The sequence below is a fragment of the Ewingella allii genome (assembly GCF_044430645.1).
Classification (GTDB): Bacteria; Pseudomonadota; Gammaproteobacteria; order Enterobacterales; family Enterobacteriaceae; genus Ewingella; species Ewingella allii.
In genome coordinates this window covers 428012-445079 of the sequence record NZ_JAWUDN010000002.1, presented here as the reverse complement: position 1 = coordinate 445079, position 17068 = coordinate 428012, and the positions used below count along the sequence as shown (strand labels likewise).

Sequence of the window (17068 nt, the reverse complement as noted above, 5' to 3'; positions counted from 1 at the left end):
ACGCGGTGGTTCATCACCTGCCAGGCATCAAATAAAGTGAGAAACCCCAGCCGAAAGGCCGGGGTTTTTTGCTATGTAGGAAATGGCAAAGTGCAAAACAAAAAAGCCCCCCTGCTCTGGCGAGCCGGGGGCTTCTTGCGTTATGGCTTATCGATCACTACGCGCTATTGTTAAGCCAGTGGATCACAAACTGACCAACGTCTTCTATCTTACTGAAATATAGTGATATTAGATTGATGGCTGGCAGAATCAATTCTAATTATGAATCGCCTGATAAGCCCCATAGCCTGCAGCTGCCCCGGCAATATCCCAGGCAAAATCCTTCCAACTCCACCCTGTACCCGCTTCTCGGCTGTCATAAAGCTCTTTCCCTGCACCTAATCCGATGGAAAATAGCAGCCCGAAAGACCGGCTTTTAGCATCATTCCACCCCTGACGTTCACCATAAGATGTGCCCGCAGCGGCTAAGATTGCCGAACTCATAAAATGCTGAGCTTTGTCCTTGCCTGTCCAATTATCATTGGCGTAATGGCTACATCCGGAGGAGAGCATAATAGGGATGAGAAGGGCTACAGCAGGTAAGCGTGAGAGCAAGAGCTTCATGACTGATATTCCTGACATAAAAAAGCCTGATCACATCGATCAGGCTTCTAGTATAGCGGATCACAAAATTCGGCTAATTAATCTGTCGATTCGAATTCGGCGTAAACGCCTAATAAGCTTACGAACTTTGATTGGGTAGTTAGGGATGCTTTCCAATTCCATATAATGAGAAACGATCTGCGTATGTTCGCGGATCTCATCCAGCTCTTTAGAGCGCTGCACCACCATTTCGCGATGCGGGTCGTGGATCAGAATGGCGTTTTCTAAGTCCAGACGCCAGGCGCGCGGGTTGAGGTTGTTACCGGTGATCAGTTGCCAGCGATCGTCAACCCACATTCCTTTTAAGTGATAGCTGTTTTCGCCATCTTTCCACAGACGAATAATCAGCTGGCCGCTGTCGACAAAGCGCTGTAAGCGGCTGAGGAATCGGCGCAGGTTGATTTCATAGAGATAAGGCAGCGCGCCGATGATTTTAAACGGCTGATCCTGCGGGATATAGAAGTCGTTTGCCGTTTTGTCGCCGACGATAATCTCGACTTGTTTACCCCGGCGCAGCAGGGCGACGATGTTACGAGCGAGCAGGGCAGGCATATTAAAATAAGGGGTGCAGAGAGTGAGCTTTTGCTCGGCGCTGGCCATAAGATGGTGAATGGTGCGATTAAGCGAGTTTTGCTTACCCAAACCCACCATCGGCGTCACCGTCAGCTCATCATTACCCGCAGTACCGGTAAAGTGATAGCTGCTGTCTTTTAGCGACTGACGGAACTGGCGAGTTTCGTTTTTAATCTCAATGCTTTTTGGGCGATCCTGGCGATCAAGGCGTTGCACCGCGCTGGCAGAGAGAATCGACTTCTTCATAAAGTCGACCATGGAATCGGCCAATGCAGCATTGGTGATCAGATGGTAACGGTCATAGCGGTATTTGGCGTGACGGTGCAGGTAGACGTCGTTGAGACTGGCGCCGCTGTAGATGACTCGGTTATCCACAACAAAGCCTTTGAGATGAAGAACCCCAAGGGCTTCGCGAGTGTTAACCGGGACGCCATAAATCGGCACCAGAACGTCAGGGTGCTGCTGCGCCATGCTGCAATACCAGTCGGCATTGGTATTGGACGCGGCATCGCCAATACGACCACGCTGGGCGCGGTGCCAGTCAACCAAGATACAAATTTCTAGCTCAGGCCTTAGTTGTTTTGCAGCATAGAGTGCTGACAGAACATCCCGACCACCGTCATCATTTTCGAGATACAGCGCGGCCAGATAAATCCGTTGAGTTGCTTTGGCGATAGCCTCGAGCAGCGTTGTGCGGAAATCCGTTGGGCAGTACAGCGTCTGTACAGCGTCAACCGTTTGGGGGAGTTTTGGCAGTTGAGCAAGGTGTTGTTGATGTTTATTACGTTTAAATTTTGACAACATCACAGTGCGCTTCTTCTCTCTTTAGGTAATAGCGATAGCGGTACAGACAGAACATGTACACCGCACAATCGGTCGATAATACCATTAGTAATCCCCATTGTGCGTATGTTTTGCCTATTTATGGCCTTCAGCGGCGAGGTTATGGCTAGAATTGAGGGCTAGCGTGAGATTAACGATGCCATCCTGCAATTGGATATCCACCTCAAACCCAAGCTTCCTCGCCAGTGCCACCATACCCTGATTATTCGGCATCGTGATACCTGTCAGACGCTGTATTCCGTGCTCTTTGGTGTAAATGATCATCTTTTCGAGCAGGCGTCTGCCAAGGCCAAGTCCCTTGAGATCTGAACGAACCAGCACCGAGAATTCAGCATCAATATTGTCGGGATCGGACACCGCGCGCGTCACACCAATGATTTCAGATTTTTCATCAAAATCTCTCACCGCCACGAAAGCCATCTCGCGATCGTAGTCGATTTGGGTCATGTTGGCTAAATCCTCGTGGGTAAACTCGTTGATCTCACTGAAGTAGCGATAGTAGAGATCCTCTTTAGTCACCTTAAGGATAAAGGCTTTCAGCAGCGGCTCATCTTCAGGAAGGATGGGGCGGAAGAGGCAGCCTGAGCCATCTTTCAGCGTGACCGGCTCTTCCAGCTCTTGAGGGTAAGGGCGAATAGCCAGTCTGGATGGCCCGCTATCGCTGACGTCGCTAAGTTGGAGCGTGACATCCAGCAGATTCAGTTCATCGCCGGAAGCCAGCAGCGGGTGGATCTCCAGACGGGTGATCTGCGGGCAGTCAACAATCAGGTTGGAGACTTTGACCAATAGCTGGCTGAGCGCGGGAATGTCCAGCGGGCGTGAGACATTGTGCGCCCGCACTTTGCCGCCTTTCACTGCTTGCAGCACCAAATAGCGCGCCAGCGCCTGATTGAGTGGAGGAAGTGCCACCGCGGCCTGCTTTTCGGGCCGCCATTCGCTGCCTCCTTCGCCAAGCATAATCAACGGGCCGAACACTGCGTCTTGCTCAACTACGATTCGCAACTCTTGGGAGCCGGGGCGGTTGGCCATAGTTTGCACTAACAAACCGTGAATTCTGGCCTGCGGGAAAACCTGCCTGGCGCGATCAAAAATGGCGTTAGCGGCCTGCTCGACTTCGCTCGCGGTACGTAAATAGAGCATAACCCCCTGAACTTCAGAGTTATGCGGAATATCCGGCGAGCGCAGCTTAAGCGCCACCGGGTAACCCACTTGCCCGGCAATATGTACCGCCTCGGCGCTGTCACTGGCAATCCAGGTTGGCAGCACCTCCATGCCATAGGCGTGGAGAATAGTGCGAACCTCGTGGGTATCCAGCTGGGTGGCGCCCTCGTCCAGAGCCTGGGTAATTAACCTGTGGGCCTCATCGGTGTTCTGCTGCAACCCAACCGGCAGGGAAGGCGTCTCTTTCAGCTGCTTTTGATTACGGCGGTATTCCACCATGTGCATAAAGGCCGTAACCGTGCCTTCTGGAGTGCGATAAGTCGGAATACCTGCCTCGGTGAACAGCCTGCGCGCCTCTTGCGAAGAGTATTCGCCGCACCAGTTGGTCAGCAGGGTCACGCGCTTGCCGCGCGAATGGCCTTTTAAAGTGGCAATCAGCCGCTCAGCCGTCACCGTGCCGTGCGCGGCGGCGCTTGGCGCGTGGATAACCAGCAGGGCGTCATAGTCATTGCTGTCTAGTAGCGAAGTAAGCACTGACTGATAACGCTCGGGCGTGGCGTCATCATGCAGATCTAAAGGGTTGGATATGGCAATGCTCTGTGGCAACGCGGCGCGAAGTGCGGCCTGAGTCTCTTCGCCGAGAGTCGCCAGTTTGCCATTGCGCGCCAGTAGCTGGTCGAGGGCCATGGCCGCCGGAGCGGCTCCATTACTGACAATAAGCAAGCGCTCACCTCGCAGCGGGTGCATGTGGCTTAAGGTCTCTACGGCAGAGAACAGCTCGTGGGTGTCCTGCACGCGTAGCAAGCCCGCGCGCTGAATGGCTGCGTCATACGCCACGTCCAGACTGAGCGGGCTATTGAGTAGCTTCTGCGCCTGCGTGCTGCGGCCACTTTTGATCACCAGAATCGGCTTGTTGCGCGAGGCACTGCGCGAAGCCGACAGGAAGCGACGAGCGTCGCTGACGTGCTCGAGATAGAGCAAAATGGCGCTGGTTTTACTGTCCCGCGCCAAGAAATCCAGCAGGTCGTCGACATCAATATCGAGGCTGTCGCCAAGGGAAATAAAGTAGGAGAAGCCCACCGAGCGCTGCTGCGCCCAGTCGAGAATAGTGTTTGCCACGGCGGCCGACTGAGAGATAAATGCCAGTTTGCCGGGCAGGATCGGCACCGGCGAGAAGCTGGCATTGAGCCTTTGCCACGGCGCGAGTATCCCAAGGCTATTCGGCCCGAGCAGGCGCATGGCGTAGCGCTGGGCACAGGCTTTGAGTTCGGTAAATTGCTGGGAGTGGGAAGAGAGGATGATCACCGTCTTGCAGCCGCGCTCGCCCAATTGCTCGAGCAGCGCGAGGTTGCGCTCGGCGCGGGTACAAAGAATGGCTAAATCGGGCGTGATGGGCAGGCTGGCGACATCGACATAAGCCAGCACGCCGCACACCGCGCGGTAAGCGGGCGTGACTGGCAGGACTGGCCCGTTAAAACCGCCACCCAGCAGATTGCGCATCATCAGATATCCGGCGCGGCCCGGCTTGTCGCTCGCCCCTAATACCGCAATGGATTTAGGTCTTAGTAAGGCTTCTAGTCCACGCTGGCTCATTCTCTTTCCTCAAATCCGTGATGCTTTTGATTCTAGAAGCTTTCCGGCTCTTTTGCTGTGAGTTGATGCACCGGATGATGAGGTTTTCCGGCTAAATATTGGGTGCGGAAGTGGGTAAAGTGGCGCGAAAGGCCAGCCGAGGCGGCCAGATCTCCGGCTTTTTCAAGTGCTGCCGCCGCCACTTCTACCGTGCAGTGCAGTTCCGGACGCGAGGCTTCGCGCAGGATGTAGTCGGAGCTAGCACTCACATCAAGCGAGAACACCGGCAGGTTATCCAGATAAGGGCTTTTGCGGAACATCTTGCGGGCTTCGGTCCAGGTGCCATCGAGCATGATAAACAGCGGCGGCTTGCTGCCTGCCGGAATTTCAGTAAAGACCTGGCGCGGAGGCTGGGCGAAAGAGGCCGGGAACACCACGTAAGCCTGACGCGTTGGGTCAGCAATGGCTTCCAGCAAGGCCGGATCGGTTTCAGTGCGCGACCACATAAAGGCTTGGGTATCAGGCAGCACGTCAGCGATCAGCCGCCCGGTATTGCTCGGCTTCATGGGTTCGGTGTCGAACATCACCAAGCAGAAGCGGCTGGTGGCCTGATGAATCTCCCGCGTGGCGCAGATGCAATTGCGTTTCGGCAGCAGGCAGGACTGGCAGCGAATAGCCCGCGAGCCGCGCGCCAGAAAGGGACGAGTAGATTGAGCTAAACGCTGCGCACGCAGGCGAAGAACGGCATTGTCTGACATAAGCATTCCGCGGGTGGAAAACCGGCTATTCTAATCGCCGTTGCCCGCAAGTGGTAGGTTCTTGTCAGCATAAAAACCAATGGCCCGCATCAAGCAGGCCATTGGTCAGGGCTTAATTCTGACTTATGCGTTACAATGATTCATTCAGCCAATTGTTGAAAGGCGTCTTGGGCATGGCACCGCCCAGAGAGTCGACCATTTTGCCCTCATTGAATACCATAATGGTAGGAATGCTGCGGATGCGAAAACGCGCACTCAGCTCCGGCTCGGCTTCAGTATTGACTTTAATGAAGCGGATTTTACCGGCACGTTCCTGCGCGACGTCTTCGAAGATCGGCGCAAAGCTCACGCACGGGCCGCACCACGGGGCCCAGAAGTCGATAACCACCGGCAGATCATCTTGCAGGTATTTATCCAGCGTACTGGCAGTTGCATGAACCACGCTGCCGGAAAATAGGGCATGGCCGCATCGGCCACACTTAGCGCCGTCATTGATACGATCCTCTGGCAGGCGATTAGTGGCCTGACATGATGGACAAATCGTATTCATAAAATAGCCTCTGTATTGCTCAAATGGGATCGGATCAACCCGAACCTGTTAGCGGTAACCGCGGGGCTGATATGTTACTTATTTGTTGTAAGTATGGAGAGATGCGGGCGAGCGAACAACGTGGTTTATTCAATGAATACGATAGTTTTAAGCTTTTGGTCCAAAGCAAGTGGCTTAGCACACAGACATCAGGTAATCTTCGCGCCCTGCGCGTAGGTGGAGAGAGAAATGAACGATTCATTCAGTGGCAAAAACGGCAAAGTCAAAGTGATGTACGTCCGCAGTGACGACGACGGCGATAACCGCAATAACGATAAACGTCCTTCCAGCAATAAAGGACGTCCAGGCGATAAACCTCGCCAAGGATCCCGTCCAGACGATGCCCGCCGCAATGAGCGTCGTAGCAGCGATAACCGTGGTGATTCACGCGGTCCTGACGCACGTCGTGGCGATGCTCGCCCGCAGCGTACAGGTCGTGATGCACCTCGTCCTGCGCGTTCCACGCGTGACGATGACGGCCCGTATTCTTCTCCGTGGAAAACCGTTTCCCGCGCGCCAGACGATGAGTCAGCTCCGGATCACGGCGGAATCAGCGGCAAAAGCTTTATCGACCCAGAGCAGCTGCGTCGTCAGCGTCAGGAAGAGACCCGTGTCTACGGCGAAAACGCCTGTCAGGCACTGTTCGCTAGCCGTCCTGACTCCATTGTTCGCGCCTGGTTCGTGCAGTCTGTGACGCCGCGTTTCCGCGAAGCGCTGCGCTGGATGGCGGCGAATCGCAAAGCCTACCACGTGGTCGAAGATGACGAGCTGGCGAAAGCCTCTGGTACCGAGCACCACGGCGGCGTTTGCTTCCTGATCAAAAAGCGTCAGGGCTTGGATGCAGACACTTATCTGCAAACGGCTCCGGCGAAAGATTGCGTACTGGCACTGGAAAACGTCGGTAATCCGCACAACCTTGGCGGCATTATGCGTAGCTGCGCGCACTTCGGTGTGAAAGGTTTGCTGGTTCAAGACCCGGCTCTGCTGGAGTCTGGTGCTGCGGTGCGTACTGCCGAAGGCGGCGCGGAACACGTTAAAGCCATCAGCGCTGACAACTTCCTCGACGTGCTGGCCAGCTTCCGTAAAGCGGGTTACACCATCGTGACCACCTCCAGCCATAAAGGCACCGCGCTCGGCAAAGCCGAACTGCCAGCCAAAATTGTGTTGGTTCTGGGTGAAGAGAGCGACGGCCTGTCCGACAGCGCCTGGCAGCAGGGTGACATCAACATCTCTATCGGTGGTACCGGTAAAGTGGAAAGTCTGAACGTATCTGTCGCGACCGGCATCTTGTTGGCCGACTGGTGGCGTCAGAATCAGGGTTAATCCCCGCCAGATCCCGCAGCTGTAAGCATGAAAAAAGGACGCCTCAGGGCGTCCTTTTTGTTTGGCGAAAAGCCTGTTCATTCAGCGGTTTAGTGCGCACCGCCGCCGTCCTTGCTGCCACCCGCACCGCCAAACGGAGGTCGGGCAAACCAGATTAAGACCAGCAATATCAAGAAGGCTCCGCCGGATAGCCAGAAAATTTCATTAGCCGAGATGATCAGCCCCTGATTGGTTATCTCCCGCGCAATCCAGCCCGATGCCTGCTGGTGGCTCATTCCCATCCCTTCTAACTGCTGATAGGTCTGCTGCGCCTCTGGGTTGAACGGCGTGATGTTTTCAGTCAGGTGCGCGTGGTGCAGCGACTCGCGATTAGCCCACATGGTGGTGGTGACCGAGGTACCAATCGAGCCGGCCAGCGTACGAATAAAGTTCGACAAGCTGGATGCCGCCGCCATGCGTTCTGGCGGCAAGCCGGACAGAATAATGGTGGTCAGCGGCATAAAGAAGCAGCCGACGGCGAAGCCCTGAATAAACTGCGGCCACGCCGATGCGCCAAAGTCCATGCCCGGCTCGAAGGTGTAAGCACGCCAGTAGAAGCACACCGCGTACATGATAAAGCTGAAGGTGATCAGCTTACGCATGTCCAGCCTGTGGGCGAAGCGGCCGATGATCGGCGACATCACTACTGGCAATATCCCCACAGGCGCTGACGCCAGGCCCGCCCAGGTCGCGGTATACCCATAGACCTCTTGCAGTAACTGCGGCAGCAGAACAATCGCGCCGAAGTAGAGCATGTAAGCCAGACTGATACAGAGCACGCCGATGGTGAAGTTTCGCGACTTGAACAGTGACAGGTCGACTATCGGGTGGTCGTCGGTCAACTCCCAGACTACCAGGAAGCAGAGCGCCACCACCGCCACGGCGGCCAGCACGATAATTTCCGTGGAGTTAAACCAGTCCAGCTCTTTGCCCCGGTCGAGCATCACCTGCAAGCAGCCGATCCCCAGCACCAGCAGCACCAGCCCGACGCTGTCGATCGGCCGGATCTGCGTTGCCGTTTCGCGCCCTTTAAGGGTTTTCAGCGTCAAGGCCACCACGGCGATACCGATCGGCACGTTGATAAAGAAGATCCAACCCCAGTGGTAGTTATCACTGATATAACCGCCGAGGATCGGGCCGCAAATGGGCGCCACGATCACCGTCATCGACCATAGCGCTAAGGCGGTACTTCGCTTGGCCGGAGGATAGTTATTCAGCAATAGACTTTGCGATAGCGGGATCAGTGGACCTGCCACCACGCCCTGTACCACACGGAAGAAGATCAACATTTCCAGGCTGTTGGACATGCCGCACAGCCAAGATGCGAAGGCAAACAGCACCGTAGACCACAGGAACAGTTTGACTTCGCCGATGCGTTTCGCCAGCCAGCCAGTAATGGGGATCGAGATGGCGTTAGCCACCCCGAACGAGGTGATAACCCAGGTGCCCTGTGAGTTCGAGGCACCGAGGTTGCCGGCAATGGTCGGAATAGCCACGTTGGCGATGGTGGAGTCCAGCACCTGCATAAACGTGGCCATCGACAGCGCCACCGTCATCCAGGCTAACGGCGCGCCGACTAGTGGTTTCTTATCCACGTTGGCCTCCGAAGCCGTTAGCCAGCATTGGCGTTGATCACATCAGCAATAATGGCGTTAACCGGTGCCAGATCCAGCGTCAGCGCGGTGGTCTGATACAGAGGTTCGGTACGCACTTTATCTGCCAGCACCAAGCCGTTCAGGTCTTGAGTATCGACCGTCACCAGCGTGGACAAGCCAATGCGCAACGGGTGCTTCGCCACTTGTTCGTCGTCGAGCTGAATACGCACTGGTAAGCGCTGAACCACTTTGATCCAGTTACCGGTGGCGTTCTGAGCAGGCAGCAGGGAGAACGCGCCGCCGGTACCCATATCCATCCCGACCACTTTGCCTTTATAGGTCACGTCGTCGCCGTACATATCGCTGACCACGGTAGCGGATTGGCCGATACGCATGTTCGCCAGCTGAGTCTCTTTGAAGTTAGCATCAACCCATACATGATTGGCGGGAACTACTGCCATCAGCGCGGTTCCTGGGGTGATTTGCTGACCGACCTGTACCGTACGGCGTGAAACCAGACCGTCGATTGGGCTGACCACTTTAGTTCGTTGCAGGGATAACCAGGCATCGCGCACCTGTGCGGCGGCCTGCAACACCTGCGGCTGTTTATCAACCGGGGTATTGAGGATCATCGCCTGATTGGCGTTGTACTGCTGCACGGCGACGTCGAGCTGGGCCTTGGCGGTGTCTACGGCATCATGAGCATGTTGCAGCTCTTCGCGACCAATCGCATCAACGCTTCCCAATACCACGCGGCGTTTCAGGTCAGCTTCAGCCTGTTTCAGCTGAGTCTGACGCAGGGCAACGTTCGCCTGATATTGACGGCCATTGATGATTGACTGGTGCGTTTGACGCACGCTATTGGCCAGCGCGGTTTTGGCGCGCTCGAAAGCCTGTTGGGCGTCGGTTGGGTCGAGGACAACCAGCGTATCGCCTTTCTTGACGTAGTCGGTGCTATCAAAGTTCACGTCGGTCACGCTGCCCGACACCTGAGCCATGATCTGCACCTGATTACCGGCGACGTAGGCGTCATCGGTACTTTGGAAATGACGCAGCACCAGCAGCCAGTAAATCAGATAGGCGATGGCGATGATGACAAATACCCCCGTTAAGAACAGCAAGGCAATTTTGCGTGATTTCTTTTTGTTGTGTGGCTGCTTAGTCGCAACCGGCTCCTGCGGAGGCGTTGACTGAATGCCCGCATTATCGCTCATGGTTTTCTCCATCCACGCTTAGGTTTTTATTATTGGTTTTTTTCCGCTGCCGGGGCCTGATAGCCGCCGCCGAGCTCGCGAATTAGACTGATTTTCGCCTGCAACAAATTACTGCTGGCATTCAACTGCGTCTGTTGCTGCTGCAACAAAGCGGACTGGCCGGTGAGTAGCTCATCGCGGCCAATCACCCCGGCTTTATAACGCGCATCTGCCACCCGATAGACATCTTCAATCGACTTCACGGCGGAAGAGGCTTGTTGCAACTGAGCCGCGCTGCTTTGCGCCACGGTCATGGCATCGGCAGTTTGCTGGACGGCGGTCAGGATGGTCTGGTTGTAAGACTCAACGGCCTCGTCGTAGCGCGCGGAGTCTCCGGCTAACTGGGAACGCAACTCGCCGCCGTGGAAGATAGGCAGGGAGAGGGCCGGCGTGATGTTCCACGCCTTGCTCGCCGCCTCTAACAGGTTCGGGTGCGTGCCGCCAAAATCAGTGGTGTTCAATCCGGCGAAGGCGCTGATGGTTAGGCTCGGGTAGAACTCTTTCTTGGTGGCTTTGACGGTCTGCAAATAGGACTCAACCAGCGAGCGCTGCGCGGCGATATCCGGGCGTTTACCCAGCAAGTCGAGCGTCAATTCACCCTTCGGCGAGATAGCATCGTCGGCAGGAAGCGGCACTTCGCGCAGATTGTTCATCGCGTCAGGACCTTGCCCCGCAAGGGCCGCCAACTGGTGTTTCAGTTGATCAATCTGGGATTGCGACTCAATCAGCTGCTGCTTGGCGCTGTCGGCCTGAGCCTGAATCTGCTGCGGCACGTCCACGCCGTAGATCCCTGCCTGATACTGCGCTTTACGCAAATCTGCCAGACGCTGATTGTTGTCGACTTCCTGTTTCAAGACTTTCTGCACCGCCAGATTCGCCTGCAACTGATAGTAAGCAGAGGCGACGGAGCTGGTCAGATTCAGCGCGGCCTGAGCCTGCTCGGCGCGCGCGGAGTCAACCTGCGCTTTGGCAGCATTGACCTGATTTTGGAACTTGCCCCACCAGTCCAGCTCATAGTTGAAGTTCAGCCCGAGCGCGTTACTGGTGTCATAGATAGGCGCTGACGGGTAGCTGGTCAGGAAAGGCGGGATGGTATTTTTTGAAATACGTTCGCGACGCCGAGAAGCCGTAGCATCAATATTCGGGGTCTGCGCCGCGTGAGCGCCTCCAAGGATGCTTTGCGCTTCGCGTACGCGAGCCGCGGCCTGACGCAGTGACGGCGAATTTTGCAATGTCGTCGTCATCAGGGCATCAAGTTGCGGGTCGTTAAGACTGCGCCACCATTGCGGACTGATCGCCATTGAACTGACTTTCGGTTGTGCCAGTTTCAACTGCTGGGTATCCAGCAAGGTTGACTGCGGAGCGAGGTTATCGCTGGAGGCGCAGCCCGCCAATAACAGAACGGCGAACAGCGGCGTGAGTCTCCAGCTGGCTTGGAGTGACATGTGTGGTTTACCTGAACAGAAATTAGAAAAATTGTGTCGCGGTGACATCCATCTGATCGAGGCGGGTTAACAATTTGCGAGTCAGGATTTCCAACTGCTTTTGTTCATCAGCATCAAGAGTCGACCAAAGGAAATGCAGGCACTTATGTTGAGGCGGTAACACCTTCTGGATGAAAGCTTCGCCATCCGTCGTTAAATGCAAATGCAGGCATCGACGGTCATTATCGCTCTCACGGCGCTCAATCCAGCCGCGCTTCTCCAGTTCATCGGCAATACGGGTGGCGTTGGTACGCGAAGAACCCAGTGCGGAACTCAGCTCTGAAGGCTGAATGCTGTGGCTCTCCTGAGCATCCAGAGTCAGAAGCGCCATAAACAGCGTTTCATTAATACCCTGTGCTTTCAGCATCTTATTGCGATTTTCTAACAATTTACTTTGCATGTGCATCGACAACCGAGTCAGCAAAATTTCCTGATAAGGGAAGTCTTTCTGTTTCTTGGCGCGGATATTTAACATGTTTTCAATTGGCGCGAACGAGCTGTCCATATGAGAAGCCTCATTAGTTACGGTTGACATAGTAACGATCGTAATTAGTAATATCAATGTCAGGAATCACCAAAGCTTTAGCAATAAGTGTGATTCATAACTCCGGTGAATTATTCGAAAGGTAATACGTTTCGCTGGCCAAATGGCGCCTCAGCCAACGAATGTTTTTCTGCCTGCCAGAAGCCAGAAATTAAACGCCTGCCCGATGAAAACAGTGCCAAAAGGCGCGAGTTAGCGGGCATCAATAAGACGCCAAAGCTAAAAAGGAATGCGAAAGGGAGATAACCAATAGTGATGGGCGGACCGTCAACCATTCCCAGCTTGAACATAGATTCATGCGGGGTAAGTGTCGTCTTTAAGACTCTGTGGGTTTGCATAGGACAGTCGGTGCGGCGTCAACGATGTATATCGTTCATGAATAATTTATAGGGCAAACATTACCAGACTGTCTGTAGTGATAACACCCTCGGAGTAAAATAAATTTCCATCATTATTATTTGCATGCTAATCAGGGGGCGTGATGATTGCCCCCGTTTGTCAGTTTTTATCAAGGCTTAGCCCGTCTGGGTCTCAGGCCATTTTGTACTTGTAACCCGACCACCAGACCAGCAGGTTTAGGATACTCATCACCACGCCAGCGGCGGAAACGCCATACCATCCGGCCCACTCGTAGGCCGAAGCAGACAACACAGAACCTATCGCGCCGCCGATGAAATAGGTGGTCATGTAACCTGCGGTGAGGCGGTTACGCGCTTCCGGCATCGACTTATAAATCACGCTCTGGTTGGTGATGTGCACACCCTGCGCTGCCAAATCCAGCACGATAATGCCGATAATCAACGAGACCACCGAGTGCTGGCCGTAGGCGATAGCCGCCCATGACAGCAAGATAAGAATTAAACCGTAAGTGGTGGTCAACTGCGCCTTGCCTTTATCTGCCAGCTGCCCGGCGCGGGTCGCCGCCAGTGCGCCCGCCGCGCCGACCAGCCCGAACAGCCCAATCACTCCTTCGGAATAGCCATAGGCCGGGCCCGCCAGCAGGAAGGCCATGGAGGTCCACAAAATGCTGAAGTTGGCGAAGGAGCACAGGCCGATTAACGCGCGGGTACGCAGCACCGGCGTTTTGAAGAACAGGCTAAAAATGGATTTCAACAGCTGGCCGTAGTTCAGGTCGGTGTGCTGTTTGTGGGTCGGCAGACGACGCCAAAGGATCACTGCCAAAATCAGCATCAGGGCGCTGGCCACCCAGTAGACGGTACGCCAGCCGCCGAGCTGCGCCAGCGCGCCCGCCACGGTTCGCGCCAGCAGGATACCCAGCAGCAGGCCGGACATAATCAATCCGACCACTTTGCCGCGTTTCGCCGGTTCAGCCAGAGTGGCGGCCAGTGGCACTAGAATCTGCGCCACCACCGAGAACAGCCCGGTCAGCGCGGTACCAATCAGCATAATGGTCAGCGTCGGGGCCATGGCGGTGATAAACAACCCGACAGCGGAGAGGGCGGTCATCACCACGATCAGTTTGCGGCGCTCGAACATATCCCCCAGCGGGACGATAAACATCAGGCCAAAGGCATAGCCGAGCTGGGCAATGGTGACGATAAAACCGGCCTGATTGACTGACAGACCAAAGGCGCGTGCGATGGTCTCCAGCAGGGGTTGCGGATAGTAGTTACTGGCGACCGCCAGGCCCGTGGCTATCGCCATAAGAACGATCAGCCCCGGCGTGAGAGGGGAGTGCTTGGTTGAATTAGTCATTTTATTTTCATTATTAGAGAGGGAAGCAGGTTTTGGCCCATTCGCGGCGTTGCGCCACATTGAGCGAGGGCGAGTATCACCCAGCTTTAAATAGTAAACCAATGTATAATTTTCATCTTAACTATCTCATTTCGCGATGAATCGATGAACCTCAAACAGATCCGTTTTGCCCTTGCGGTGGCGCAAGAACAGAATTTTACCCGCGCAGCTCAGCGTTGCCACACCGTGCAGTCGGCCCTCAGCCACCAGATAGCCAAATTGGAAGAGGAGCTAGGCTGCGTGCTGTTTGAACGCACTTCGCGGCAAGTGAGATTGACCGCGGCGGGGCGAGCTTTTATCGGGCCAGCGGAGCAGTTGCTCGCCGCGCAAACCCACCTGCTGGATACCATGGACGCCTTGAAAGGCGAAGTGAGCGGCACTCTCACCGTAGGCATTATTTCAACGCTTAACGCGATAGATGTTATTGGCCAACTGGCGAGTTTTACCGAGCGCTACCCAAGGGTGAATATCCGCATGTATGTCGCGATGAGCGAGAGGCTGCTGGAAGACGTGCAACAGCTGCGCACCGACGTGGCTTTTGTCGGTTTATGGCCGGGAGACAGCGCCGCGCTCCGTTTGCCAAACCGCCTGCTGGCCGACGAACCCCTGGTGGCGCTGCTCAGCCCGACACATCCTTTCGCTACTTGCCCGCAGCTCACGCTTAGCCAGCTGGCGCAGGTGCCGCTGGTGGATTTTTATGCCGGAGCCGGGGCCAGGCGGCAGACCGACAGCGCCTTCAGCGAAGCCGGAATAACGCGCCACGTCAGCTTTGAAATCGACCACATCGAGTGGCTGGAGAGCATCGTTCGTCGCTCGCTGGCGGCGGGCATTGTGCCGCTGTCCCACGCCCAACACGCCAAAGACCTGATCTCGGTTCCTATCGAAAACGCCCCGCGCCGACAAGTGTTGTGCGTCTGGCAAAACAGCCTCTCCACCGCCGCAGAACGCTTTTTGGCCTTTGCTCAGGAGGAGGAGACAAAACCCCTCTAAACCAATAACTCTTTGCGTGCCGCAGTGGCGATAAAGTGGCTGCGGTCGCGATAAGAAGGGTGCTCTTTGACTTTGTTATCAATACGTTTGAGTAACAAATCCGGCAAAGAAATATTAATGCGATGCGCCTTGCCTTCGAACTCAGACAAATCAATATCAATCAAAAACCACGTATCAAAATCTGCGTATTCTGGGTCAGCGGCATAAACCAGATGCCCGGCATCGACAATATCTTCAACCACGTACTTTTCGCCGATCGCCATATCTTCGAGAGTCATCAAAATGGCTTCGCGCACCATTGGTGCGATCTCTTGTGGCGTATCTGCAGCGGAGAAACAGCCGTAGTTATAAGCAGAAAAAGCCGGAAAGATCATGCCAAAGGCAGTCTGATCGTCTTTGGGTATTTCAAGACCGACTGAGAAAAACATGTTCAACCTCCACGAGTTGCATCACATGCCTGCCATTTTACCAGCGATCATACACACGAATACACACCAATCCAGTGAGCAAAAAAAAGCGGAGATAATTCTCCGCTTTCTGGTCGTGCTGGGGGAGCTTACGACTTCGCTGCAGCAGCCGCTTCTTTTACCCAGCCATCAAAAGCTCAACTGCTGCCACGGGGAATTAGCGCTATTTTCCTAAAAATAAGCGTTTGATTGATTTTCAATCATTTCATCAACAAAATAGACTTAGGTCATGGTTCCTCACGCCGCAGATACCACAGGGAGAAAACGAATGGATATAGCCTTGCTCAATATGGCTGGCTCAGGGGGAAGAAACAAAGCCTGGGCGGAAACAATGGTTAACCTTGAAGCTAGAAAGTTGATCAACACAGCCAATACACTGGCGTCTTTTCACCTCAATGATGGCCTGACACGGATGCAATTCGTTCAGGAAATTAAAGACGTTGTTGAGCAGCAGTTTGCTGCGGCACGCCAAGCAAAATCTGACGATGATTGTATGGTGTGTATTAAAAATCTCAGAGCTGAAATAGAAAGCCTTCAGGAACAGGGGCGAATGCTGAGAACGAAAACCGCGAAACTCTATGCACAAGTCGAGTTTATACGGGAAAATAACAAAATCGTTGGCTATATGATTAGTGCTGTAAGAATCGTTGCTTCTGGATTAACCGCTATTGCTGGCGGTGTAATGATCGCAACTATGCAGCCGATAGGAATGCTAGCTGGTGCAATTCTTGTAATGGATGGAGCTAATGGAATAACAAAAGAAGTGGATGTAATAAGAAACGGAAGGAACTCAACATCTGAGGGAATATTCGGAGATGGCAGCATACAATTAGCGAAGTTTATTGGATTCAAACCAGAGTCTGGGCTAGCTGCCTATAATACTATTTCACTGGTAGCCAGTATTTACGGTATTGCAGGGCTATCAAAAAGGCCTGAGACATGGCGGCTATTTCGTTATCTACCTAGTGATTTTTACAGAAAAGTAGACACTATGAGTAAACCAAAGCTAACAATGAAAATAGCCGGTTACGGTATTCAGGCCAAAGTGATATTTGACCTTATCAGCACAGATAACAAATAAAGTTAAATTCTCCGACAAAACCGCCAACACTTATATGAAAGGATTGGCGGTTGAATGAATGTCATTATTACAGTCATTATTGCCAAACCGATAGCATAAGAGATAAGCCGGTCATAAGATGAGAAGAATAACGAAACAATAAAAGATAACCAAAAAAAAGATAAAATAAAAATTAAGACATTAAATCTCTTGGATAAATCCCTGACGACCTGCTCAAAACTCCCGCCAAAGTTATCAATGTTATTCTGAAGCTTCTGCAACTCCTTTGCTGTAAATCCCGACGCTAAAAGGCGCTCTTTACTGAAATCCATTGCATCAACATCCTTATCTGGTAATTCAACGCGTTTGATAATCTCAAAATCAATCAGCGTTTACAATAATATCCGTTTTAATCTGCCC

14 protein-coding genes are annotated in these 17068 nt (G+C 53.9%); 3 read left to right on the top strand and 11 right to left on the bottom strand.

Features of this window, described 5'->3' with window-relative positions; genetic code table 11:
* Window positions 1–255 precede the first annotated feature (255 nt).
* The 5 genes from SBO83_RS08790 to trxC all read right to left on the bottom strand — a co-directional run bounded on the left by SBO83_RS08790 (window position 256) and on the right by trxC (window position 6099).
* Window positions 256–603 carry a YfiM family lipoprotein gene (locus SBO83_RS08790; protein ID WP_396131218.1) on the bottom strand — a complete coding sequence of 116 codons (348 nt, stop codon included), beginning with the start codon at window positions 601–603 and terminating at the stop codon, window positions 256–258.
* A 60-nt stretch (window positions 604–663) separates the two neighbouring features.
* The gene (pssA, locus tag SBO83_RS08785; protein ID WP_396131217.1) at window positions 664–2019 is read right to left on the bottom strand and encodes a CDP-diacylglycerol--serine O-phosphatidyltransferase; all 1356 of its coding nucleotides are present in this window, start codon (window positions 2017–2019) and stop codon (window positions 664–666) included.
* Between the two features lie 114 nt (window positions 2020–2133).
* Window positions 2134–4812: a bifunctional acetate--CoA ligase family protein/GNAT family N-acetyltransferase gene (locus SBO83_RS08780; protein ID WP_396131216.1), complete on the bottom strand. Its 2679-nt coding sequence runs from the start codon at window positions 4810–4812 to the stop codon at window positions 2134–2136.
* A gap of 32 nt (window positions 4813–4844) precedes the next feature.
* Window positions 4845–5549, bottom strand: coding sequence for a DTW domain-containing protein (locus SBO83_RS08775; RefSeq protein ID WP_396131215.1), 705 nt, complete (start codon window positions 5547–5549; stop codon window positions 4845–4847).
* A 130-nt stretch (window positions 5550–5679) separates the two neighbouring features.
* Window positions 5680–6099, bottom strand: a complete 420-nt coding sequence (gene trxC, locus SBO83_RS08770) for a thioredoxin TrxC (RefSeq protein ID WP_034792689.1) — start codon at window positions 6097–6099, stop codon at window positions 5680–5682.
* A 228-nt stretch (window positions 6100–6327) separates the two neighbouring features.
* Between trxC and SBO83_RS08765 the strand changes: the two genes are divergently transcribed.
* A complete protein-coding gene (locus SBO83_RS08765; protein WP_396131214.1) occupies window positions 6328–7461 on the top strand; it encodes a tRNA/rRNA methyltransferase in 1134 nt (377 codons plus the stop codon).
* A gap of 89 nt (window positions 7462–7550) precedes the next feature.
* Here SBO83_RS08765 and emrB read toward each other — a convergent pair whose 3' ends face one another.
* The 5 genes from emrB to SBO83_RS08740 all read right to left on the bottom strand — a co-directional run bounded on the left by emrB (window position 7551) and on the right by SBO83_RS08740 (window position 14092).
* Window positions 7551–9095 carry a multidrug efflux MFS transporter permease subunit EmrB gene (gene emrB, locus SBO83_RS08760; RefSeq protein ID WP_353503220.1) on the bottom strand — a complete coding sequence of 515 codons (1545 nt, stop codon included), beginning with the start codon at window positions 9093–9095 and terminating at the stop codon, window positions 7551–7553.
* Between the two features lie 17 nt (window positions 9096–9112).
* Complete coding sequence (gene emrA, locus SBO83_RS08755) at window positions 9113–10309, bottom strand: multidrug efflux MFS transporter periplasmic adaptor subunit EmrA (protein WP_034792680.1); 1197 nt, start codon at window positions 10307–10309, stop codon at window positions 9113–9115.
* Window positions 10310–10338: 29 nt separating this feature from the next.
* Window positions 10339–11793, bottom strand: coding sequence for an efflux transporter outer membrane subunit (locus tag SBO83_RS08750; protein WP_353503218.1), 1455 nt, complete (start codon window positions 11791–11793; stop codon window positions 10339–10341).
* A 22-nt stretch (window positions 11794–11815) separates the two neighbouring features.
* Window positions 11816–12337, bottom strand: coding sequence for a transcriptional repressor MprA (gene mprA, locus SBO83_RS08745; RefSeq protein ID WP_034792674.1), 522 nt, complete (start codon window positions 12335–12337; stop codon window positions 11816–11818).
* Between the two features lie 570 nt (window positions 12338–12907).
* A complete protein-coding gene (locus SBO83_RS08740; protein WP_396131213.1) occupies window positions 12908–14092 on the bottom strand; it encodes an MFS transporter in 1185 nt (394 codons plus the stop codon).
* 144 nt (window positions 14093–14236) lie between these two features.
* Here SBO83_RS08740 and SBO83_RS08735 point away from each other — a divergent pair, with 144 nt between their 5' ends.
* Window positions 14237–15121: a LysR substrate-binding domain-containing protein gene (locus tag SBO83_RS08735; RefSeq protein WP_396131212.1), complete on the top strand. Its 885-nt coding sequence runs from the start codon at window positions 14237–14239 to the stop codon at window positions 15119–15121.
* Here SBO83_RS08735 and SBO83_RS08730 read toward each other — a convergent pair.
* Window positions 15118–15549: a type II toxin-antitoxin system HicB family antitoxin gene (locus SBO83_RS08730; protein WP_396131211.1), complete on the bottom strand. Its 432-nt coding sequence runs from the start codon at window positions 15547–15549 to the stop codon at window positions 15118–15120. The two genes, SBO83_RS08735 and SBO83_RS08730, sit on opposite strands and share 4 nt — an antisense overlap.
* 307 nt (window positions 15550–15856) lie before the next feature.
* On the opposite strand from SBO83_RS08730, the gene SBO83_RS08725 reads away from it, so the two are divergent.
* Window positions 15857–16669 (top strand): DUF4225 domain-containing protein, encoded by an 813-nt coding sequence (locus tag SBO83_RS08725; RefSeq protein WP_396131210.1) that lies wholly within the window; start codon window positions 15857–15859, stop codon window positions 16667–16669.
* The last annotated feature ends 399 nt before the right edge of the window (window positions 16670–17068 follow it).